The sequence below is a fragment of the Streptomyces yatensis genome (assembly GCF_018069625.1).
Classification (GTDB): Bacteria; Actinomycetota; Actinomycetes; order Streptomycetales; family Streptomycetaceae; genus Streptomyces; species Streptomyces yatensis.
On record NZ_CP072941.1, the window covers coordinates 7,080,572 to 7,099,497 of the forward strand.

The 18,926-nt window shown below is 70.0% G+C and carries 24 protein-coding genes; 17 read left to right on the forward strand and 7 right to left on the reverse strand.

Annotated features, from left to right (window positions below; translation table 11 throughout):
* Positions 1-60: 60 nt before the first annotated feature.
* From J8403_RS29305 to J8403_RS29335, 7 genes are all read left to right on the forward strand, one after another.
* Positions 61-1,086: a thymidylate synthase gene (locus J8403_RS29305; protein ID WP_211125780.1), complete on the forward strand. Its 1,026-nt coding sequence runs from the start codon at positions 61-63 to the stop codon at positions 1,084-1,086.
* Complete coding sequence (locus J8403_RS29310) at positions 1,083-2,123, forward strand: nucleoside-diphosphate kinase (protein ID WP_211125781.1); 1,041 nt, start codon at positions 1,083-1,085, stop codon at positions 2,121-2,123. The genes J8403_RS29305 and J8403_RS29310 overlap by 4 nt, the downstream gene beginning before the upstream one ends.
* A gap of 26 nt (positions 2,124-2,149) precedes the next feature.
* A complete protein-coding gene (locus J8403_RS29315) occupies positions 2,150-3,334 on the forward strand; it encodes a radical SAM protein (protein ID WP_211125782.1) in 1,185 nt (394 codons plus the stop codon).
* The gene (locus tag J8403_RS29320) at positions 3,331-3,933 is read left to right on the forward strand and encodes a 3'-5' exonuclease (protein WP_211125783.1); all 603 of its coding nucleotides are present in this window, start codon (positions 3,331-3,333) and stop codon (positions 3,931-3,933) included. The genes J8403_RS29315 and J8403_RS29320 overlap by 4 nt, the downstream gene beginning before the upstream one ends.
* A complete protein-coding gene (locus J8403_RS29325) occupies positions 3,930-4,529 on the forward strand; it encodes an AAA family ATPase (RefSeq protein ID WP_246586043.1) in 600 nt (199 codons plus the stop codon). The genes J8403_RS29320 and J8403_RS29325 overlap by 4 nt, the downstream gene beginning before the upstream one ends.
* The gene (locus J8403_RS29330; protein ID WP_211125784.1) at positions 4,526-5,308 is read left to right on the forward strand and encodes an aldo/keto reductase; all 783 of its coding nucleotides are present in this window, start codon (positions 4,526-4,528) and stop codon (positions 5,306-5,308) included. The genes J8403_RS29325 and J8403_RS29330 overlap by 4 nt, the downstream gene beginning before the upstream one ends.
* A 104-nt stretch (positions 5,309-5,412) precedes the next feature.
* Positions 5,413-5,862 carry a hypothetical protein gene (locus J8403_RS29335; protein ID WP_211125785.1) on the forward strand — a complete coding sequence of 150 codons (450 nt, stop codon included), beginning with the start codon at positions 5,413-5,415 and terminating at the stop codon, positions 5,860-5,862.
* Positions 5,863-6,054: 192 nt separating this feature from the next.
* Here J8403_RS29335 and J8403_RS29340 read toward each other — a convergent pair whose 3' ends face one another.
* The gene (locus J8403_RS29340) at positions 6,055-6,696 is read right to left on the reverse strand and encodes a hypothetical protein (RefSeq protein WP_211125786.1); all 642 of its coding nucleotides are present in this window, start codon (positions 6,694-6,696) and stop codon (positions 6,055-6,057) included.
* Between the two features lie 47 nt (positions 6,697-6,743).
* Here J8403_RS29340 and J8403_RS29345 point away from each other — a divergent pair, with 47 nt between their 5' ends.
* Complete coding sequence (locus J8403_RS29345) at positions 6,744-7,256, forward strand: hypothetical protein (protein ID WP_246586044.1); 513 nt, start codon at positions 6,744-6,746, stop codon at positions 7,254-7,256.
* 31 nt (positions 7,257-7,287) lie between these two features.
* Here the strand turns inward: J8403_RS29345 and J8403_RS29350 are convergent, their stop codons facing one another.
* Both J8403_RS29350 and J8403_RS29355 read right to left on the reverse strand, forming a co-directional pair.
* Positions 7,288-7,821, reverse strand: coding sequence for a GNAT family N-acetyltransferase (locus tag J8403_RS29350; protein ID WP_211125787.1), 534 nt, complete (start codon positions 7,819-7,821; stop codon positions 7,288-7,290).
* A 122-nt stretch (positions 7,822-7,943) separates the two neighbouring features.
* Complete coding sequence (locus tag J8403_RS29355; protein WP_211125788.1) at positions 7,944-8,366, reverse strand: alpha/beta fold hydrolase; 423 nt, start codon at positions 8,364-8,366, stop codon at positions 7,944-7,946.
* A gap of 296 nt (positions 8,367-8,662) precedes the next feature.
* Between J8403_RS29355 and J8403_RS29360 the strand changes: the two genes are divergently transcribed.
* The gene (locus J8403_RS29360) at positions 8,663-8,962 is read left to right on the forward strand and encodes a hypothetical protein (RefSeq protein WP_211125789.1); all 300 of its coding nucleotides are present in this window, start codon (positions 8,663-8,665) and stop codon (positions 8,960-8,962) included.
* Positions 8,963-9,079: 117 nt separating this feature from the next.
* On the opposite strand, the gene J8403_RS29365 is transcribed toward J8403_RS29360, so the two are convergent.
* Positions 9,080-9,520 (reverse strand): VOC family protein, encoded by a 441-nt coding sequence (locus J8403_RS29365; RefSeq protein WP_211125790.1) that lies wholly within the window; start codon positions 9,518-9,520, stop codon positions 9,080-9,082.
* Between the two features lie 206 nt (positions 9,521-9,726).
* Between J8403_RS29365 and J8403_RS29370 the strand changes: the two genes are divergently transcribed.
* Complete coding sequence (locus J8403_RS29370) at positions 9,727-10,170, forward strand: protein-tyrosine phosphatase family protein (protein WP_211125791.1); 444 nt, start codon at positions 9,727-9,729, stop codon at positions 10,168-10,170.
* A 53-nt stretch (positions 10,171-10,223) separates the two neighbouring features.
* Here the strand turns inward: J8403_RS29370 and J8403_RS29375 are convergent, their stop codons facing one another.
* Positions 10,224-11,018: a polysaccharide lyase family 7 protein gene (locus tag J8403_RS29375; RefSeq protein WP_211125792.1), complete on the reverse strand. Its 795-nt coding sequence runs from the start codon at positions 11,016-11,018 to the stop codon at positions 10,224-10,226.
* Positions 11,019-11,417: 399 nt separating this feature from the next.
* Between J8403_RS29375 and J8403_RS29380 the strand changes: the two genes are divergently transcribed.
* Complete coding sequence (locus J8403_RS29380) at positions 11,418-12,185, forward strand: GNAT family N-acetyltransferase (RefSeq protein ID WP_211125793.1); 768 nt, start codon at positions 11,418-11,420, stop codon at positions 12,183-12,185.
* Between the two features lie 62 nt (positions 12,186-12,247).
* On the opposite strand, the gene J8403_RS29385 is transcribed toward J8403_RS29380, so the two are convergent.
* Positions 12,248-12,889 (reverse strand): CatB-related O-acetyltransferase, encoded by a 642-nt coding sequence (locus J8403_RS29385; protein WP_211125794.1) that lies wholly within the window; start codon positions 12,887-12,889, stop codon positions 12,248-12,250.
* Positions 12,890-13,229: 340 nt separating this feature from the next.
* Here J8403_RS29385 and J8403_RS29390 point away from each other — a divergent pair, with 340 nt between their 5' ends.
* From J8403_RS29390 to J8403_RS29405, 4 genes are all read left to right on the forward strand, one after another.
* On the forward strand, positions 13,230-14,795 hold the full coding sequence (locus J8403_RS29390) for an FG-GAP-like repeat-containing protein (RefSeq protein ID WP_211125795.1): 1,566 nt from the start codon (positions 13,230-13,232) through the stop codon (positions 14,793-14,795).
* Positions 14,796-14,902: 107 nt separating this feature from the next.
* Positions 14,903-15,343 carry a thioredoxin gene (trxA, locus tag J8403_RS29395; RefSeq protein WP_211125796.1) on the forward strand — a complete coding sequence of 147 codons (441 nt, stop codon included), beginning with the start codon at positions 14,903-14,905 and terminating at the stop codon, positions 15,341-15,343.
* A complete protein-coding gene (locus tag J8403_RS29400) occupies positions 15,336-15,983 on the forward strand; it encodes a histidine phosphatase family protein (protein WP_211125797.1) in 648 nt (215 codons plus the stop codon). Before trxA ends, J8403_RS29400 begins: the two co-directional genes overlap by 8 nt.
* Positions 15,984-16,040: 57 nt before the next feature.
* Positions 16,041-16,466 (forward strand): OsmC family protein, encoded by a 426-nt coding sequence (locus tag J8403_RS29405; RefSeq protein ID WP_211125798.1) that lies wholly within the window; start codon positions 16,041-16,043, stop codon positions 16,464-16,466.
* Here the strand turns inward: J8403_RS29405 and J8403_RS29410 are convergent.
* Positions 16,441-17,064: a hypothetical protein gene (locus tag J8403_RS29410; RefSeq protein ID WP_211125799.1), complete on the reverse strand. Its 624-nt coding sequence runs from the start codon at positions 17,062-17,064 to the stop codon at positions 16,441-16,443. The two genes, J8403_RS29405 and J8403_RS29410, sit on opposite strands and share 26 nt — an antisense overlap.
* A gap of 123 nt (positions 17,065-17,187) precedes the next feature.
* Between J8403_RS29410 and J8403_RS29415 the strand changes: the two genes are divergently transcribed.
* Positions 17,188-17,964: an IclR family transcriptional regulator gene (locus tag J8403_RS29415; RefSeq protein WP_211125800.1), complete on the forward strand. Its 777-nt coding sequence runs from the start codon at positions 17,188-17,190 to the stop codon at positions 17,962-17,964.
* The gene (locus J8403_RS29420; RefSeq protein ID WP_211125801.1) at positions 17,961-18,827 is read left to right on the forward strand and encodes an SMP-30/gluconolactonase/LRE family protein; all 867 of its coding nucleotides are present in this window, start codon (positions 17,961-17,963) and stop codon (positions 18,825-18,827) included. The genes J8403_RS29415 and J8403_RS29420 overlap by 4 nt, the downstream gene beginning before the upstream one ends.
* The last annotated feature ends 99 nt before the right edge of the window (positions 18,828-18,926 follow it).

Below are 18,926 nucleotides of genomic sequence, written 5' to 3' on the forward strand. Positions count from 1 at the left end.
GGCCGGGCTCAGCATCCCCGCCGACCGGCCGCGGCCGCGACTGCACATCCAAGGAGAATCATGCTCACACCCCTCAGCCTCCCCGGCCTCGAAGAGGCATACCTGGCCTTACTGAGGCTGGTATCCGAGGATCACGATCACCACATCTCTGCCCGTGGCAACGACGCCCGCGAGGTGATCGGCGCGAGCTTCCGCTTGTCGGACCCGCGCCGGCGACTGCCCTTCCTGGCAGCGCGTAAGACGAACCCGGTCTTCCACTTCGCCGAAGCACTCTGGTACCTGGCCGGCCGCAGGGACCTGGAGATGATCGGCTACTACGCGCCGTCGATGCGCTCCAGCTCCCGGGACGGCATCCATCTGGGCGGTTCCGCTTACGGGCACACGATCTTCAACCCGGCCGACGGCGACACGGTGTCGCCCTTTGACCACGTCCTGGAACTGCTCCGCGGCGAGCAGGACAGCAAGCGCGGTTACCTTCCCGTCTTCGCCGCTGACGAGCTGGCGATCAGTGACAACCCGGATATGGCGTGCCTTGCCGGGCTGCACTTGTTGGTGCGGGATGAGCGGCTGCACATGGTGTGCTACATGCGGGCCAACGATCTCGACTGTGGTCTGCTCTCGGATGTCTTCAGCTTCACCATGGTTCAGGAGTTCGCGGCCGTCCAGCTCGGCCTTGAGCTGGGCACCTACACCCACTTCATCGGCTCGGCCCACATCTGCGACCGTAACGCCGACCGCGTCCACCGAGTCCTTCTGGAAGCCGTCACCCGCTCGGCGCCGATCCAGTTCCCCTTCCCGGCGATGCCAGCCAGCACCACCGAAGCGACCGTGGCGCACGTCCTTGAACGCGAGGAGATGCTGCGCACGAACAAGGCCCACTACAGCGCGGCACACATCACGAGCTCGGATCTCGATCCCTATTGGCAGCAGGCTGTGCTGCTGTTCGAGGTCTATCGGCAGATCCAGCACGACCATGTGGACACGGTGAACCCGGATGTCCTCGATGCTCTGGACCCGGGCCTGCGGTGGCTCGTCGGCCACCGCTGGTCGGCCTGCGCTGCCGCCCTGGACGGAGGCGAGCAGTGAGCCGGAAGCCACCCAGCGGCGCTGTGGTCGACGGCGTCGACTTCGACCGCTGGGCGGTCATTCTGTGCAAGCCGGACTGCGTGGAGCGTGGCCTGGTCCAGCGTGTGCTCGACATGATCCGAGCCTCTGGTGTCACCGTCACGGACCGCATGGACCGTGTGGCGCAGCCGTGGCAGGCCCACGTCGTGTACCGCGATCTGCTCGCTGACGCCAAGCGCGCCCCCCGTGATCTGCCGACCTACCTCGATGAGGCGTTCGCCGACCGCCCGGTGTCCGTGGCACTCGCCCACGGTGAGCCCGGTATCCACGCCCGTCTGCGGCAACTCGTCGGGCATACCGACCCCACGCTGGCCGTGGCCGGGACGATCCGCGGCGACCTCGGGGACGACAGTCTGGCCGCGGCGCTCGCCGAGCGGCGCCTGGTCCGCAACCTCGTCCACACCAGCGATGACCCGGACGCCGCCCGCCGCGACTTCGCCACCTGGTTCAGCGACGGCCGCCGCCCCGCCGATCCCGACTTCGAGCGGTGCTCGGTCATCCTGTGCAAGCCCGACGCGGTCGAGCGCGCCCTGGTGGACGCCGTCCTGGACCGGATCGGCGCAGCCCAGGTCGCCGTGTCGGATCGGCTCGACCTGACCGTTCAGGCGTGGCAGGCGCACGTCCACTACTGGGACCTGCTGGTGGACGCCGATTGGTTCCCGGACCGCGACATCCCCGCCTGCCTGGACGCGGAGTACGCCAACCGTCCCGTCACCGTGGCACTGGCCCACGGAGAACCAGGCGTACACCACCGCCTTCGTCAGCTCCTGGGGCACTTCGACCCCACCAGGGCCGCGGCCGGCACCATCCGCGGCGACCTCGGGGACGACAGCCTGGCCGCGGCGCTCGCCGAGCGGCGCCTGGTCCGCAACCTCGTCCATACCAGCGATGACCCGGACGCCGCCCGTCGCGACTTCGGCACCTGGTACGGCGCCCATCGCCGCGCCCTGCTCTCCCCACCGAGCCCCCCGCGCCAGCGCACGTCCGTCGAGAACTGACGCCGTTCCCTTGAATTGGAGGCATCATGAGCGAGCTGTACCAGCAACGCCCGTTACCGATCCTTGCCACGGAGACGATAGGCGGGCTGAAGCCCGCCCTGGCGGACGTGATCGAGTACCGCAAGTCCGGCCTCTCCCTGAACTGGATCATCGGCTGCCCGCTGGACTGCGGATACTGCATCCGGCACACCTTCGACAACTTCGACATGAAGGTCCCCCGCCGACTGATGAGCGACGAGGCGGCAGTTACCGCTCTCGTCGAGCACCCGTACTTCCGGCCGCACACCACGCCGCTCCAGCTTCTGAACCGGGCGACCGACCCCATGCTTCCGGCCGTCAAACCGCACCTGTTCACCGTGCTGCGGCACCTGGACGACCGGGGCCTGACCAACCATGTCCTGGTCATCACCCGCTGGCGCGTCTCCCCGGCCGACTGCGAGGTCCTCAACAGCTTCAAGAACCTGCGCCTGACCGTGCTGGTCACCCACTCCGGCATCGTCCACGAGGCCATCGAGCCGGTGGACTCCCAGATCGCCGCCGAGAGCCTGCGCACCCTCTACGAGCACGCCGAGCGGTACCGCACCATCCTGTACTGGCGGCCGATCGTCCCCGGGCTCAACGACTCCGACGCCCATCTGGAGCGGGCGCGGGAGTTGTCCTGGTACGCGCACGCCACGGTCTTCACCGGCCTGTTCTTCCGCCAGGAGATCGCCGCCTACTACCAGGCGCACGGGCTGCCCGTGCCGTACGAGGACACCGCCCGGCGCAAGATCCTTCCCGAGACGGCCGAGCGGCGGGTGCTCGATGCCTTCCGCAGCATCGAGGACGTCTCCGCCCCGTGGGGAGCGTTGTTCCGCAAGACGAGCTGCGGCGTGGCCTACGCCCACGGCGAGGCCGACTACAACGGCCACTACGGCGTCCGCGAGCTGTGCGACATCTGTCCGGAAAAGCAGCTCGCGCTGTGCCACGCGGCCTGGGACAAACCCGACCTCGCGGACGTCACCGAAAGCGCCCGAACCCTTGGCGCGACCGGGCCCGTTGAGATCACCGACCGGGCCATCATCGTCGAGGGCCTGGACGAGCCGCCGCGCTACTACCTCCAGCACGGCTACGGCTACCAGTGCCACGACCGCGAGAAGCCTCACCACTACCGCCAGCACGGCCGTGCCCCCATCGGCTGGCCGACGCAGAACGGAACACCCGCACCATGAACTTCGCCACCTGGCCCACCCTGTTCGTCGTAGACGTCGAAGGCAACGGCGCCAACCCGCCCGACCTGGTCGAGGTGGCCGCCCTTCCCGTTCACGACGGCGGGCCGGACACCAGCACGGCCGGAGCGTGGCTCATCCGCCCACCCCGGCCCGTCACCCCCCGCGCCGCCGGCATCCACGGCCTGACCAACGGACTCCTGGCGCAGTCCCCTACGTGGAGGGAGATCGCCGAGCAGGTCCACGCGCTCCTGGGCAAGGCGTGGATCTGCGCCCACAACGCCCACACGGACTACCGAGTGCTCAAGGCCCACCTGCCCAACTGGGAACCGGCCGGAGTCCTCGACACCCTCCGCCTGGCCAAGGCCACGTACAAGGACCTGCCGCGCTACAGCCTCGACGCCCTGATCAAGCACACCGCGCCGGACCTCACGGCCGCTCCTGCCCAGCGGCACCGTGCCACCTACGACGCCTACGCCACCGCACAGCTCCTCATCGCCATGGCCAGCCACTACGACACCTGGGACCAGCTCGTCGCCGCGGCCGTGCCGCCCGGCCTGCCAGGCGCCCCCATGCCAGAAGAGGACCCCACCCTGTGGTGACCCACCAGCAGACGCCCATCCGTATCGGCGTGCTCGGCACCCACTCCACCGGCAAGACGACACTGCTCAAGCGGATCCAGATGGAACTGCGCGGCCACGGGCTCACCGTGGCCCGCACAGGCCGACTCGCCAAACGCGCCGCCGCCATCGGCCTGCCGAAAATGCAGCACCACACCGCGGCCTCCACCGAGTGGATCATCACGCAGGGCATCGCCGACGACATCGCCGCCGCAGCACAAGGCGCCGACGTCGTCCTCGTCGACCGAGCCTCCTTCGACGCCCTCGCGTACTACCACGCGGCCCTTGAGCACCGCGGCGAGCACGCCCACCGACTGGAGAGGGAACGCCTGCGACTCCTCGCCTCGACGCAGGCGCCGAAGTACGACCTCCTCCTGGCGACCGTGCTCGACCCGGACGTACCCGTCGACCAGAGCCACGACTACGACCACCGCTACCGCCTCCTGGTCGACCGCCACGTCCACGGCCTCTTGGCCGAGGACGGGATCCCGCACCAGCGCGTCACCAGCGACCCCGAAAGTCACACCCGCGCCATCGAACGCGCCCTTCAGCTCTGCCTCCAGGAGGCCGCCGTATGACCATCGCGCCGCCCGCGGGCACCATCACCCTCGCCGGGAAGACCGTCTCCCGGCTCGGCTTCGGCACGATGCGCCTGACCGGCCCCGGCATCTGGGGCGATCCAGCCGACCGGGCCACCGCGTTCTCCGTGCTCCGCCAGGCCGTCCACGCCTACGGCATCACGCACATCGACACCGCGGACGCCTACGGGCCCCACACGGTCGAACACCTCATCCACGATGCCTTACACCCGTACCCCGAGCACGTACTGATCGCGACCAAAGTGGGCCTGGCCCGTCCCGCCCCGGACACCTGGGTTCCGCATGGCCACCCCGTCTACCTGCGGGCATGTGTCGAGGGGAGCCTACGGCGACTGGGCGTGGACCGGCTCGAACTCTGCTACCTCCACCGCATCGACCCCGACGTGCCCGTCGCGGACCAGATCGGCACCCTCCAAGCCCTGAAGGACGAGGGCAAGATCGGGCACATCGGTCTGTCGAAGGTCACGCCCGAGCAGATCCGTACCGTCACCAATGACACCACCGTCGCCGCCGTGCAGAACGTCCTCAACATGAGCGGGGACCGGCACGACCCGGCGCTCGAACTCTGCCGGGACCTCTCCATCCCCTATGTGCCGTACCGGCCGCTCGATGCCGGTGCTCTCGCACGGCAGGGGCATATCGACGCGGCTCTCAACTGGCTGCTCCGCCTCGGAGACCACGTCGCACCCATACCCAGCACCAGCTCCCCAGAACACCTCCGCCAACTCGTCACCGTCGTGACGGGCGCGCGGTTATGACGCGAACACTCAGGTCGACCACTGCGGCTCCCTTCGCTCGTCAGCGCCACTCACGGAAATCGGCTCCTTACGAGAACTGGCGGCCACCGGTGGCAGGAGTGTCCTTGCTCGTGCCCATAGGGACCACCCACTTACTCGTCGCCGAGCTACGCGGCGACCTGCTCGTGCCCTCGGGTCCTGTTCACAACGGGCAGGCCCCGGAGCAGGCCGCCCAAAATGTCTTCCAGGGAGCCCCGAACGGCATACCCGTCCTTCGACGGATCGCCGCTGACTGGGTTCAGATGCGCCGTCGACAGGTCTTCAGCTATGTCGTAGCCACCAATCCCCTCACCCGCGCCGACGCAGCTTGTCTCACCTACCTCGACGGCCGAGCGGACTTGCTGGTGCTCCCGACCGCGCAAGCCGCCGCAGCTCTCCCCACCCTGGCCCGAGCACGGGTCCTTGCCGCGCTCAAGGCTCTCGCTGATCAGGAGATGGCCTATCTCGAAGCCGGCGTCTTAAGCCGCACCGAGTCCGCCGGGTTCACTGGCTCCCGCCCACGGCGAGGCCAATGAGCCTTGTTCAACCTGAAGTTGCTGGTTACGAAGCCTGGTGTGAGGTGACGGTCCGGTGCTCGTGCTGGTGGCGGGCGGGTGTCTGCGGCGGAGATCATCTGTCTCCTGGAGATCTCGGTGTTGGTCAGCACGAGCGCCGACCAGCCGTCTCACACCAGCCTCATTGACCAGCAACTTCAGCTTGAATCACGCTCACTGCTCGGTCAACCGGGGGCGCGGCAGGAAGTGGAAGGGGCGGCCGCCGTCGTCAACGGTGAGCGTCCCGTGACGGCCGGCACTCGACCACTCCAATTCAAGGTGCCACTCGATCTCGAAGGCCGAGGCGGCGGGGTAGACCTTGAATAGTTCAGGGTCACTGCTGGTGACAGTGAACGGGAAGTCCGGGCCGTCCAGGGGCCGGAGAACCGGGTGATCTGCGCCCAGGTCGGTGGTGAACCCCCGCGTCTCCAGTATGCCGAAGACCACCCTCCAAACTTTCGCAGGACGCGGGACTTTACGGGAGAGCACTACAGGACGCATTCCCCTGAGCACCACGGCCTGTATAGCAAGCCCTTCCACGAGCACCCTGGCCCCATCTTCTGGAGTCCACGGGCCTGCCGATGTATCGGGGTCAGCTGGTTCGTCTGCCCACTCATAGAGGTCACTGGTCGTCCGGATGCTCGAACCGGTCGCCATGCAGGGCGTCTCAAGTTCTCGCGCCTCGTTGGCGTGGTGGATGGTGACGCCACCATGGATGACGCCCGCTTGGACAACCGGACCGTCAACGTGCGAACGGTCGGACAAGGAGTTCTCGGTGTGCAGTCGCTGCATTGGGTCCGTCCGTTCCTCAGGCACGCCTAACTCCCCCATAAGATCCCACCAGTTCCAAGCTGGCGAACCACATGGCTGTCAACGCCGACTTCACCAGTGCCGGCGGGTTCGACACCACGGGACCGGTCGCGGTGGCCCTGGCCGTGCTCGGCCTGCTGATCGGTGCCGCCGCCGGGCTGCTGACGCGGCGCACGCTGCCCGCGATGGTGGTGACCTTGGTCGCCCTGCTGGCGCTGAAGACCGTCTGGTCGCAGATGCGGATGATGTTCGCGACCACGGTGACGAAGACCACGGGCGGCGGCCGGTTCGGCGAGGGCGACTCTCCGAAGATCCCCGCCAACGCCTTGGAGGTGGACACCTCCTATGTGACCGGCGACGGCTCACTGCGCGGCTGGGGCACCTGCACGAACGCGGACGACAGGTCGGCCTGCCTGCGGCGCGAGGGGGTGGTCGGCTGGTCGAAGGAGTATCTGCCGTTCTCCCACATGGACGCCATGCAGTGGGCGGCGACGGGCGCGCTGGCCGGGCTGATCCTGCTGACGGCCGGTGTGCTGGGGTACGCGGCGCGGCGTGCTCTGCGCTGACCGCGCGCCGTGGCCGCGGTTCGCGGCCGGTTCACGCCTGGAACTCGGTGAGATCGATGGCGCGAACGCGCAGCGGGTAGCCGTACACCGGGTGCGACGTCTCTCGCTCGGGCACCATGCCGAGCTTGCGGATGACGTTCTCGGAGGCGTCGTCACCCACCCGGTTGATGCTGATGACGCGGTCGAGGCCGCGGTCCTGGAGCGCGAACTCCAGCGTGGCGTGGGCGGCTTCGGACGCGTATCCCTGGCCCCAGAACTGTGAGCCGAGCCGCCAGCCAATGGCCACGGCGGGCAGTACCTCCGGCAGGAACTCGGGCACGGACAGACCCGTGAAGCCTGCCAGTTCGCCCGAGGCCAGCAGCTCGACGGCGAAGAGTCCGAAGCCCTCCTCGTCCCACTCCTCCTCCCACCGCTCGATGGCCTCTGCCGTGTAGTCCAGGTCGCGCACCGAGCCGTCGTCGATCCAGCGCATGACCCGCGGGTCCGCGTTGATGTCCGCCATCGGCGCGAGGTCGTCCTCATGCCAGCGACGGAGGAGGAGGCGGGGTGTACGGATCTCGGTCATGGCGCCCATCCTGCCGAAGGCAACGGCCGTATCGGTAATCCGGCGCTCGATCGGTCTGGCCGCCCCGTCCTCACCTTTCACGTGTTAGGGCAGGCCGGTGTCGGGGATGCCGAACCGCTGGACTACTTCCGCAGGAAGGACTGAAGCATGGCCGTCACTTCCCGCGGCTTCTCCTCGGTCACCCAGTGACCCGAACCCTTCAGGACCCGGCCGTGGACGTTCAGGGCGTAGTCGCGCCATCGGTCGGCGATTTTGCCGCCGAACGACGCCTGGCCGCCGATCGCCAGGATGGGCATCCTCAGCTTGCCTTCGGCCAGGAACTTCTTGTTCTGCCGGACGTCCTCGCGGAGCTGGCGGTACATGCGCATCCAGGCCAGTGTGCGGTCCGGCTCCTTCAGGTAGTGGGCGTAGAAGTCGTAGTCGGACTGCGTGAACGCGGACTTGCTGACCAGAAGCCCCCCGATGAAGCCGCGGACGAAGACGCGCTCATGACCGGCGATGAGCTGCTCGGCGAGCGGCAACTGGAACAGGCCGAAGTGCCACATCGACGCGACCGCGGAAGCCGTTTACCTCCGTGTACTTGGACTGAAAGCCGGGGGGCGGTTTCGCCTGCGGATAAGGCGACGGCGATTGTGCCGTCGCGGTGCCATGCCCGCGACTCTCGCCCCATGCTCCGGAACTCGCGCCGAGGGAGACCACCAGGAGATGTGCACGGCCGCGCTGTCTGAAAGGTGATCACTCGTTTGTGGGACATCGGCATACAAAGCCCATTTCGTGACGAGTGTCCTGTCGGCCGTCGACGACGGCCGGGCAACCAGGTCGCTGACGAAGGAAGTTGTCGATGAGCTTCATCCAGACCGGCAAGATCGACCTGAACTCGGACAATGCCATCGAGACGACTGGCGGTAACACCTCGACCTTCACGCGCGTCACCTTCCCCACCCCGTTTCCGGCGGGTTCCAACGTCGTCGTCCTCCCACTGACCCAGACCTTCAACGGCCCGGAGACACCGGGCATCCGCGTTCATGACGTCACCAACACGGGCTTCCTCATCCGCCTGAACGAGGTGTACGCCGGCACCACCAAGAGCGACGGCAAGCACACCACCGAAACCATCGGCTGGCTGGCCGCGACCGTCTGATGCGCGCGCACCGACCGGGTGCTGGGAGCTCCCTCCCTTGACCTTGAGGAGCGCCCGGTCGGGGCGCCGCCGCGCACTCGCGCTCGTTTGTCCGTCCGGGCCAAGAGGGGCCGTGGGTCATCGGTCGGCGAATACGCCGCGGAGCATGCCGGTGGCCTGGCCGACCTCGATGAGATAGCCGTCGGGGTCGCGCAGATAGCAGCGCAGCTCGGCCTTGCGGTCGAGGGGCTCCGTGAGGAACCGCGCTCCTTTGGCCACGGCGTCGGCGTAGAAGGCGGCGATATCGGCGACGCGGACGTTCAGGAAACTGGACACGGTGTTGCCGTTCTCCGGCGGCACGAGCGTCACCTCGGGCTTGTCCGGGGTGGGCCCGCCGCCGGGGTTCATGATGATCCAGCTGTTGGCCACCCGCACGATGGCCGGGTTCTCCTCCAGTACGACCTCGCCGCCGAAGATGTCGGCGTAGAAGCGTCTCGATCTCACGACATCGCGCACGGTCAGGAAGTGGGTGAGAACGAGCCCTTGCTCGGGTGAGGGCAAATTGCCGGGAGTCGTCATGGCCGTGGCCCTTTCTTCCCGGCGGAGAGTGGAACCGAGCGCGCCGGACCGCACCGCACTCTGCTCACGCCCCGCTCGTCCCGTCCGGGTAACCGCGGGGGAGCGGGCTATGCGACGCGCTACCGGACTACGCTGCCGAAGGGCGGCTGTGTTTCGACACGTCGAGCGATGTGGGTCTTCGGGCCGGGAGCGGGGAGCGGGGACCGATGAGTGACGCACCACTGACCAGTGCCCTTCGGCTGCCGGATGGCTCCTGGGTGCGCGGCCGGGGGCTGCGCCACCCACGACCGGACGGGCCGGTGCCCGGCTTCGGGCTCTATCTGGGGTCCACCCGGCTGCGCGACCGGCATGACGGGGAGCTGGAGTGGGAGCGGGCGTGGATCGAGTGGCCCGATTTCCTGCTGCCGCGCGACCGCGACCTGGCCGTGCGGCAGATCCGCGCGCTGCACCGGCAGGCACGGGCGGGCACGCCGGTCGAAGTCGCCTGCGGTGGCGGCGTCGGGCGCACCGGGACCGTCATCGCCTGCCTGGCCATCATGGCGGGGGTGGCGCCCGCCGACGCTGTCGCGTGGGCGCGCGCTCACCATCATCCCCGCGCCGTCGAGACGCCGTGGCAGCGGCGCTGGGTGGCTCGGTTTCCGGGTGGGTGACACCGACGAGCCGAAGACCCGGCGGCTTCCTTGGCCGCCGGGTCTTCAGGTGCTCAGCTGTGGGAGACGGTCAGGCCGTAGAAGCCGACGCGCGCTCCGTTCGTCGTGCTGTCGGAGGACGACTGGTTGTAGGAGCCGGCCTTGAAGTACTGCTTGTATGGGAAGAAGGACGACGGGATGGCGTAGTGCGTCGTGCTGCCGTTGACCGTCAGATCGATCGTGTCGCCGCCGGAGACGCCGATCGTGTAGTTCCAGGTCTTGCCGACCGACACATGGCCCACGTTGTGCAGCGTCTGGCCGCCCTCGGGCGAGTTCTCCGTTCCGAGGACGATGTCGCCGTTGGCGCGGTAGTACAGCTCCACCAGCGGCTTTGTGGAGGATCCGCCCGAGCCGAGGTGGATCTGCCCGACGCAGACGTTCTTCGTCACCGACACCACGCGCAGCGTCGCCTGGAGCTTGTGGGAGCCGCTCAGCGACCAGTCCGCGGCGCTTCCGCCGCGGTTCATCTCGCGCAGTTCGGAGCGGGCGTAGTTGGAGTTCGGTGTGGTGACGCCCTTCTCCGGCGCCCAGAACGTCATCGCCCCGTCGCGCTTGTCGGTGTAGAAGTAGTCGTCCTGGAATCCGTTCGAGCCCTGAAGCCGGGACGAGGGGATGGTCGTCGGCTTGCCGGGGGAGCCGACCGGTTCCTGGAGTTGCCACACCGACAGGTCGAAGTTGCCGCCCGGCGCCTTCGACGGGTCGGCGAAGGGAGCGGCCGCGGTGGTGGCACCGGCGGGCATCGCGAGGGCCAGACCACCGATGACGGCGGTCACGGTCGCCAGCGAGGCGAGCAGCGTACGGAGGCGCATGGGAATGCCTTCCCGTGGGGGGTGGGGGTAGGCGCGCGTCCACATACATGAAGACGATGTTTCTTTGTGAACGACGAGACCTGTCGAGAAGGTAAGGTCGTGGTGTGTCCGCGTCAATCCTCTGAACGGAGAAAAGGCCGGGCACTGGCCGACGCTCGCGCCGCCGCCCCAAAAAACGAACTGCCACTCGCCCACGCCGTGCGATAGGTTCCGGATGGCGATCACTTCTGCCTACTACCTGTCAAAGGACTGAAGCCCATGGACTCGGCGTCCCCCAGCGGCCGCCGTCGGCACTGAACGATCGGTGCCACACGCGTCTCCTCACGGCGGCCCCACGTATCCGCACGCCATTCCTCTCGCGGCGCCTTCCGCCGCGCTTCTACGTGAGGTCACATCACCTTGGGCACCGACGTCCAGAGCTTTGCCGTAGCCAACCTCCGCCGCCGCCCCGTGCTGGTCGAAGCCGGAGGCTTCGTGGCGGGATTCGATCCCAGCACCACCAGCCCGTACATCAACTACGCGACCCCGCTCCCCGGCACCCGGCCCACCGCCCGGGACGTCAAGGAGCTGATCGAGGCGTTCCGGGTACGCGATCTCAAGCCCCGGCTCGAGTTCGCGCCGGACGCCGCGCCCGACGTGGAGCCCGCGCTGCGGGAGGCGGGGTTCACCGTGGAGGCGGTGCACGCGTATCTGGTGTGCACCCCGGACACGCTCACCCTTCCTCAGGACGCGGAGGCCGGCCCCACGGCGGTCCCGGTCGCCGTCCCGTCCACGGACGAGGACTACCGGGCGATCGACGCCGCGCTGTCCGAGGCGTTCGCCGGTGAGTTCGCCTCGTCCCCGGAGGGGGCGGCCCGGCTGCGCCGGATCCAGGAGGACGGGGGAGCGGTCCGGTTCGTCCGGGCGCCCGACGGGGGCTGCGCCGGCGGGGCCACCTGCTCGGCGCCCGCCGTGGGCACCGCGGAACTGGCGGGCGTGGGCACCCGGCCCGCCTTCCGCGGCCAGGGCATCGCCGCCGCGGTCACCGCCGCGCTGACCGAGACGATGTTCGCCCGAGGAGCCCAGTCGGTATGGCTGGAGTACTCGGGTGACGGCTCCCGCCGGGTCTACGAACGCGTCGGCTACCAGCCCCGGGGCACCCGGCTGTACATGAGTCTCGAGCACTGAGGGGAGGGGGCGGCTTGCTCTACGGCCAGGGCCGCAGAGCAAGCCGCCTCTCCGCTCGGGGTTCAGCGCGGCGCCGCCGCCTCCAGCCCGTCCACGCTTCCGGACATGATCGTGCGGATATGGGCGGTGAGGTGCTCGATCGGCCAGTCCCACCAGGCCAGGGCCAGCAGCCGGGCGATGTCCGCGTCGTCGTAGCGGCGGCGGATGAGCTTGGCCGGGTTGCCGCCGACGATGCCGTAGTCGGGGACGTCGTCCACCACCACGGAACCGGAGGCGATGACCGCCCCGTGGCCGATGCGGACACCGGGCATCACCATCGTCCGGTAGCCGAACCAGACGTCATGGCCCACCACGGTGTCACCCCGGCCCGGCAGGCCGGTGATCAGGTCGAAGTGGTCGGTCCACGAACCGCCCATGATGGGGAAGGGGAAGGTGGAGGGGCCGTCCATGCGGTGGTTGGCGCCGTTCATGATGAACCGCACCCCTTCGCCCAGCGCGCAGAACTTCCCGATGACCAGCCGCTCGGGTCCGTAGTGGTACAGCACATTGCGGGTCTCGAACGCGGTGGGGTCATCCGGGTCGTCGTAGTACGAGAACTCCCCGACCTCGATCAGCGGCGAGGTGATCAGCGGCTTCAGCAGCACCACCCGTGGCTGCTCGGGCATCGGGTGCAGCACGGTCGGGTCGGCGGGTATGGCCGGCATCGGGCATCGCCCTTCCTCGTCCGGAGAGGTTTTCTCGCCATGATCGCAACCTCGGTGCCCGGTGTCGCGTGCATTCCGCGGGGGCGTCGGAGGGCGTCGGAGGGGCGTCGGAGGGCATCGGCGGGGCGTCGGCGGGGGACCTCCGCGAAGCAACCCGATCGTGCTTCCTGGAGTCCTTGAGCGATGAAGCCTTCGTTCGCATCCGCGTTCGTGTCCGTGGCTGTGTCCGTAGCCGTGCCCGCTGTCCGTGCTCCTTGTCCGTGCTCCTTGTCCCCGACCACCGCCCGTTCGTCCCCGACCGTTGTCCATGACCGCTCGATCCGCCTCGCGAGGTGCCGCCGTGCGTTCGTCCGTTCCCGTCGCCGCCGTGACCGTGTCCGTGCTGCTGCTCGCCGGATGCAGCGAGGGCGGTGGCCACGGGGGCCCGAAGCCGGTCGAGGGGGCCACGAAGGGGACGGCCGGAGTCTCGCTCGGGGACTTCAACGGCGACGGTTACGACGACTTCGCCACCGCCATCCGCCCCACCAGCGCCTCCCGGGGCCCGCTGCCCGCCCGGCTCGCGGTGGTCTACGGCTCGGCGCACGGCCTCGACCCGCGGCGGCACCGCCTCGTCGTCGACGGCGCCGAGGACGATTACGTCGGGCCCCTGCTGCGCACCGATCTCGACGGCGACGGCTTCACCGACCTGGTGACGGCGCGCTTCCGGCACGGGAGTTCGGCGCGGGGCGAGCGGACGGGGGAGACGGTGATGTTGCGCGGCGGCCCCCGTGGGCTGGCCGCGCCGCGCCCGCTCCAGGGCGACGCGGCCGGATTTCTGGCGCTGGCCGTGGGGGACTTCGACGGGGACGGCGCGGCCGATCTGCTGGCCTCGGCTGCCGACGGCCGGGGTGCGGACGGCCGGGGTGCGGACGGCCGGGGCGCGGTCCGGGTGCTGTACGGGCCGTTCGGCACCAAGGCGGGCCCCGCCCGTACCACCCCGCTCCCCACCGGCCGGGCCCGCCGCGCGGCACCCGCCACCGCCACCACCGGCGATTTCGACGGCGACCGTCGCACCGATGTGGTGCTGACCTATCGCTACGACCTCGCGCAGCCGGAACGCCCCGACAAGCCCGGCGAGCCCGACCAGCCCGGCCAACCGGAACCCGACGACACCGCCCCCCTCGACACCCCCGTCGCCCACTACCGCGGCGGCCCCAAGGGCCTGGTGCGGGACAAGCGGCCCGAGGCCCGCCTGGCCCACGCCCTCGGCACGGAGGACGGCCCGCGCGAGCCCGCGGCCGGGGACGCCGACCACGACGGGATCGACGATCTGCTCGCGCCCGGCCAGGGGACCCTCGGCCCCGGGCGGCACTCCGGCGCCGGGCGGCTGACCGTCGTCCACGGGGCCAGGTCCGGTCTGGGCCGGGGGCGTTCGGAGCTCACGGTCGATCCGTCCGGGCCGGGCCTGCCCGGCGACGCACGGCGCGGCGACGGCTTCGGCGGCTCCCCGTCGGTCGGCGACATCACCGGCGACGGCCGTCCCGACCTGGTGGTGGCCACCCCGGAGAAGAACTACGGCAACGGCCGGCTCACCCTGCTGCCCGGTGCGCGGCGCGGGCACGGCGGCGAGTACGACCCGGCCGCGAGCGCGCACGAGGGGGACGGCGGGGAGCAGACCCTGGACCTGGACACCCCGGGGGTGCCCGGCCGGCACACTCCGTACGGCTTCGACGCCTTCGCCCCCCAGCCCCCGCTGCTCGACGTCGACGGGGACGGGCACGACGAGGTGGTCGCCGCCGCGCCCGGCTACGGCCACGGCAGGACGGGTGGCTTCTGGGTCTTCCGGGGGACCGACCGCGGGCTGTCCACCAGGGACGTACGCCGTTTCACCCCCGCCGACCTGGGCATACGCTTCCGGACGGCCTGACCCGCGGAGCAGCCGTCGGGGCGCCACGGCCCCGGAATAACCACGGGCGGTGGCGGGGTTACCGTGCATGTGGCATCTGCCGACGTACGGAAGCGGGTAACGCAGGCATGAGCACTAGCACCGTCGAGCTCACCAAGGACAACTTCGACGAGATCGTGTCCGGTAGCGAATTCGTCCTGATCGACTTCTGGGCCTCCTGGTGCGGGCCGTGCCGGATGTTCGCGCCCATCTACGAGAAGGCCGCCGAGCGCCATCAGGATCTGCTGTTCGCCAAGGTCGACACCGAGGCCCAGCCCGAGCTGGCCGCCGCCTTCGACATCCAGTCCATCCCCACGCTGATGATCGTGCGGGAGAACATTGCGGTCTTCTCCCAGCCCGGCGCCCTCCCCGAGCCGGCCCTGGAGGACCTCATCGGCCAGGCCCGCGACCTCGACATGGACAGCGTGCGGGCCTCCATCGCCGCCGCGTCGAACGAGAAGCGGGCCATCGACGAGGAGAAGGAGCAGGCCGCCGCGGGCGACCAGAAGGCCTCCGGCAACCGTGGCTGAGCTGGTGCTGATCCGGCACGGCGAAACCGAGTGGAGCCGGTCGCGCAAGCACACCAGCTGGACCGATGTGCCCCTGACACCGCGCGGTGAGGAGCAGGCCCGCGCCCTGCGCCCGCCGCTCGCCGCGCGGAAGGTGGGGCTGACCCTGGTCAGCCCGATGGCGCGGGCCCTGCGCACCGCCCGGCTCGCCGGGCTGGAAGACCTCACCGTCGAGCCCGACCTGCACGAATGGGACTACGGTGGCTACGAGGGCATCACCACCACCGAGATCCACCGCACCCGCCCCGACTGGAACCTGTGGACCGACGGCGTCCCGCCGGGCGGTCCCGACCACCCCGGGGAGTCGCCCGAGCGGATCGGGGCCCGGGTGGACCGGGTGCTCGACCGGATCGCCGCCGAGCTGGCGGCGGAGGACGGCCCCGATGTGGTGCTGGTGGCGCACGCCCACGTTCTGCGGGTGCTCACCGCCCGCCGGCTGGGCCTGCCCCCGTCCGCCGGTGCGCTCTTCCGGCTGGACACCGCGACCGTGAGTCGACTCGGAACTGAGCATGGTCGCCCGGCCGTGGTCGCCTGGAACGTAGGCTCGGACTCGATCTCCGGGCAGGGGGCGACCGGAAGCGGTGGCACCCCCGCCGGTTGATCATCTCCGACCGTATTGGCATACCGCACGTCCGACAGGAAGCAGGGAACAGCGAGCATGGCTACGACGCGTACCGCGCACACCGTCTGGCAGGGCAATCTGGCCCAGGGGCAGGGGACCGTCACCTTCGACTCCTCCGGCATCGGCGAGCAGCCGGTCTCCTGGCCGTCCCGCGCCGAGCAGGCCAACGGCAAGACCAGCCCCGAGGAACTGATCGCGGCGGCCCACTCCAGCTGCTTCTCGATGGCGCTCTCGCACGGCCTCACCCAGGCGGGCAACCCGCCCACCCAGCTGACCACCCAGGCCGACGTCACCTTCCAGCCCGGCACCGGCATCACCGGCATCCACCTCACCGTCGAGGGCACGGTGGAGGGCCTGGACGAGGCCGGGTTCACCGCGGCGGCCGAGGACGCCAAGAAGAACTGCCCGGTGAGCCAGGCGCTCGCCGGTACGGAGATCACGTTGTCGGCGAAGCTGGCCTGACGTCCTCCACGCGCTGCAGCAGTCCCCAGGTGAACTCCGCCACATAGTGGCGGAGTTCGCCGTTCTCCGTCTCCGGCGCGTCGAAGGCCAGCCGCCAGCGGGTGGGCGCCGAGCCCTCCATGGGCCGCGCGGGCGCGAAGGCGCGCGCCACCTCGTCCACCGTGCAGGACCAGGGCACGAGGTCGGCGGCCGTCCGCAGCCGCGGCCCGGGCGCGCCCGGAGCGCGCACCAGCCACTCGTTCCACACCGCCCCGTTCGGCGCGGTGAGCACCTCGAACCGCAGATCCGGCCACAGCGGCACGGACCAGCTCAGCGCCTCGCTCCTCAGATCGCCGATCCGGCGGGTGGAGGTGGACTCCGGCGGACCCAGCACCGAGCGGTAGCGGGCGACCGCCGAGCGCCGTCGCGGCGAGCGCTGCATGGCCTGCCAGCGGCGGTTGGCCTCGCGCATCACCGCACGTCCGAAGCCCAGCTCGCGCAGTGCGTCCTCGACCAGCCCCGGCTGATGGTCGGCCATCCGCCGCAGCAGTACGAGGACGAAGGGGAAGGGGGTGGGAAATGAGTCGGGCTGGGGGAACGAGCCGGGCGCGGAATCCATGGCTCCTACTTTGCCGGACCATTGCCGGGGGAAGTCCGCTCCGCATAACCTGTGTTCGCGATACCGGCCACCGGCCGGAATCTCGAACGCTTGCCATCTGACCAGAAGGGGAGGGCGAGCACTATGGGACGGCTGGTGCCCGCGGTGACACGGGCTCTGGACATACTCGAGCTCTTCCTGGACGGAGACGGCACCCTCTCCGCACCCGAGATCACCCGCCGGCTCGGCCTGCCCCGTACGACCGTCCATGAGCTGGTGACCACTCTGGCCGCCCGTTCCTATCTGGTCCAGATGCCCGACCAGCCCGGCCGCTATCGGCTCGGGGTACGGCCGTATCAGCTCGGCAGCCGCTACGCCGAGCAGCTCGACCTGGCCGCCGAGGGCCAGCAGGTGGCCCGGAGCGTCGCGGAGACCTGCGACGAGACCGTGCATGTCGCGATCCTCGAGGGCATGGACGTCATCTATATCGCCAAGGTCGACTCCACCCACGCCGTCCGCATGGTCTCCGCCGCGGGCCGCCGGCTGCCCGCCCACTGCACCTCGGTCGGCAAGATGCTGCTCGCCTCCCTGACCGACGACGCCCTGGACGCGCGGCTCTCCGACGAGCAGCCGCTGCCCGCGATGACGGACAACAGCATCACCTCCACCGTCGAACTGCGCCGCCACCTGCTCACCGTGCGCGAGCGCGGCATCGCGGTCGAGCAGCGGGAGTCCAACCCGGATGTGAGCTGTGTGGCGGCCCCCGTACGGGACTCCACGGGCAAGGTGGTCGCGGCGCTGTCGATCTCGGTGCCGACGATCCGCTGGAGCGAGGAGCGCCAGGCCGAGCTGGAGGAGCTGGCGGCCAAGGGCGCGGGAGAGCTGTCGGTGCGGCTGGGGCATCGGAGGCGGGACATATGAGCACACGGCCATCGCTCGAGATCGCGGTGCGCGCGAGCGCCGCGCTCGGTGAGGGACCCACCTGGGACGCCGCCGCCCGGCGGCTGATCTGGGTGGACATCCTCTCCTCCCGTGTCCACACCTACGACCCCGCCACCGGCCGCCGCACCACCCTGGCCACCGAGCAGCATGTCGGCGCGGCCAAGCCCCGCGCGGGCGGCGGTCTGGTGGTCAACCTCCGCGACGGCATCGGGACGTACGGCGCCGACGGCGGCTTCGACTGGCTGCTGCGCGAGGCGGTCCCCGGCCGCCGTGGCAACGACGCCGCGGTGGCGCCGGACGGCGCGCTGTGGGCGGGCACCATGCGGTACGACGAGAGGACCGGCGGCGGCACGCTCTCCCGGATCGGGGCCGACGGCGCCCATGCGGAGTTCCTGCCCGAGGTGACGGTCAGCAACGGCATCGGCTGGAGCCCGGACGGCCGCCTCATGTACTACATCGACACCCCCACCCGCCGTATCGACGTCTTCGACGTGGACGACGCCGATGGTCCGGTGGTCGCAGGCCGGAGGCCGTTCGCCGAGGTCGAGAAGGGCGCGGGCTTCCCGGACGGGCTGTGCGTGGACGCGGACGGCGCGGTGTGGGTCGCCCTGTGGGACGGCGCCGCGATCCGTCGCTACGCCCCCGACGGGACACTCGATCGGGTGGTGGAGCTTCCCTTCCCGCGCCCCACCGCGTGTGCCTTCGGCGGTGCGGACCTCACCGATCTCTATCTGACCTCGGCACGGGCCGGACTCGGCGCCTTTGCGCCGCCGCTCGCCGGGTCGCTGCTGGTCATCGCGGGTGCGGGGCAAGGTTTGGCGCAGCCCGCCTTCGCCGGCTGAGCGGGGCCGGGCGGACGCCGACGGCCGGTGGAACGCGGCCTGACGAGGGCTTTCGTACGGTCTTTGCACAGGATCCTCACACCCCGCGTCCTGCTGACC

What these genes read in the sequence shown, in the direction of transcription:
- J8403_RS29415 (WP_211125800.1), top strand. Translation starts at nt 17,188, where the DNA reads ATGGGACGGCTGGTGCCCGCGGTGACACGGGCTCTGGACATACTCGAG.
- J8403_RS29360 (WP_211125789.1), top strand. Translation starts at nt 8,663, where the DNA reads ATGAGCTTCATCCAGACCGGCAAGATCGACCTGAACTCGGACAATGCC.
- J8403_RS29410 (WP_211125799.1), bottom strand. Translation starts at nt 17,064, where the DNA reads ATGGATTCCGCGCCCGGCTCGTTCCCCCAGCCCGACTCATTTCCCACC.
- J8403_RS29315 (WP_211125782.1), top strand. Translation starts at nt 2,150, where the DNA reads ATGAGCGAGCTGTACCAGCAACGCCCGTTACCGATCCTTGCCACGGAG.
- J8403_RS29330 (WP_211125784.1), top strand. Translation starts at nt 4,526, where the DNA reads ATGACCATCGCGCCGCCCGCGGGCACCATCACCCTCGCCGGGAAGACC.
- J8403_RS29365 (WP_211125790.1), bottom strand. Translation starts at nt 9,520, where the DNA reads ATGACGACTCCCGGCAATTTGCCCTCACCCGAGCAAGGGCTCGTTCTC.
- J8403_RS29320 (WP_211125783.1), top strand. Translation starts at nt 3,331, where the DNA reads ATGAACTTCGCCACCTGGCCCACCCTGTTCGTCGTAGACGTCGAAGGC.
- J8403_RS29345 (WP_246586044.1), top strand. Translation starts at nt 6,744, where the DNA reads ATGGCTGTCAACGCCGACTTCACCAGTGCCGGCGGGTTCGACACCACG.
- J8403_RS29385 (WP_211125794.1), bottom strand. Translation starts at nt 12,889, where the DNA reads ATGCCGGCCATACCCGCCGACCCGACCGTGCTGCACCCGATGCCCGAG.
- J8403_RS29375 (WP_211125792.1), bottom strand. Translation starts at nt 11,018, where the DNA reads ATGCGCCTCCGTACGCTGCTCGCCTCGCTGGCGACCGTGACCGCCGTC.
- J8403_RS29355 (WP_211125788.1), bottom strand. Translation starts at nt 8,366, where the DNA reads ATGTGGCACTTCGGCCTGTTCCAGTTGCCGCTCGCCGAGCAGCTCATC.
- trxA (WP_211125796.1), top strand. Translation starts at nt 14,903, where the DNA reads ATGAGCACTAGCACCGTCGAGCTCACCAAGGACAACTTCGACGAGATC.
- J8403_RS29305 (WP_211125780.1), top strand. Translation starts at nt 61, where the DNA reads ATGCTCACACCCCTCAGCCTCCCCGGCCTCGAAGAGGCATACCTGGCC.
- J8403_RS29420 (WP_211125801.1), top strand. Translation starts at nt 17,961, where the DNA reads ATGAGCACACGGCCATCGCTCGAGATCGCGGTGCGCGCGAGCGCCGCG.
- J8403_RS29350 (WP_211125787.1), bottom strand. Translation starts at nt 7,821, where the DNA reads ATGACCGAGATCCGTACACCCCGCCTCCTCCTCCGTCGCTGGCATGAG.
- J8403_RS29370 (WP_211125791.1), top strand. Translation starts at nt 9,727, where the DNA reads ATGAGTGACGCACCACTGACCAGTGCCCTTCGGCTGCCGGATGGCTCC.
- J8403_RS29405 (WP_211125798.1), top strand. Translation starts at nt 16,041, where the DNA reads ATGGCTACGACGCGTACCGCGCACACCGTCTGGCAGGGCAATCTGGCC.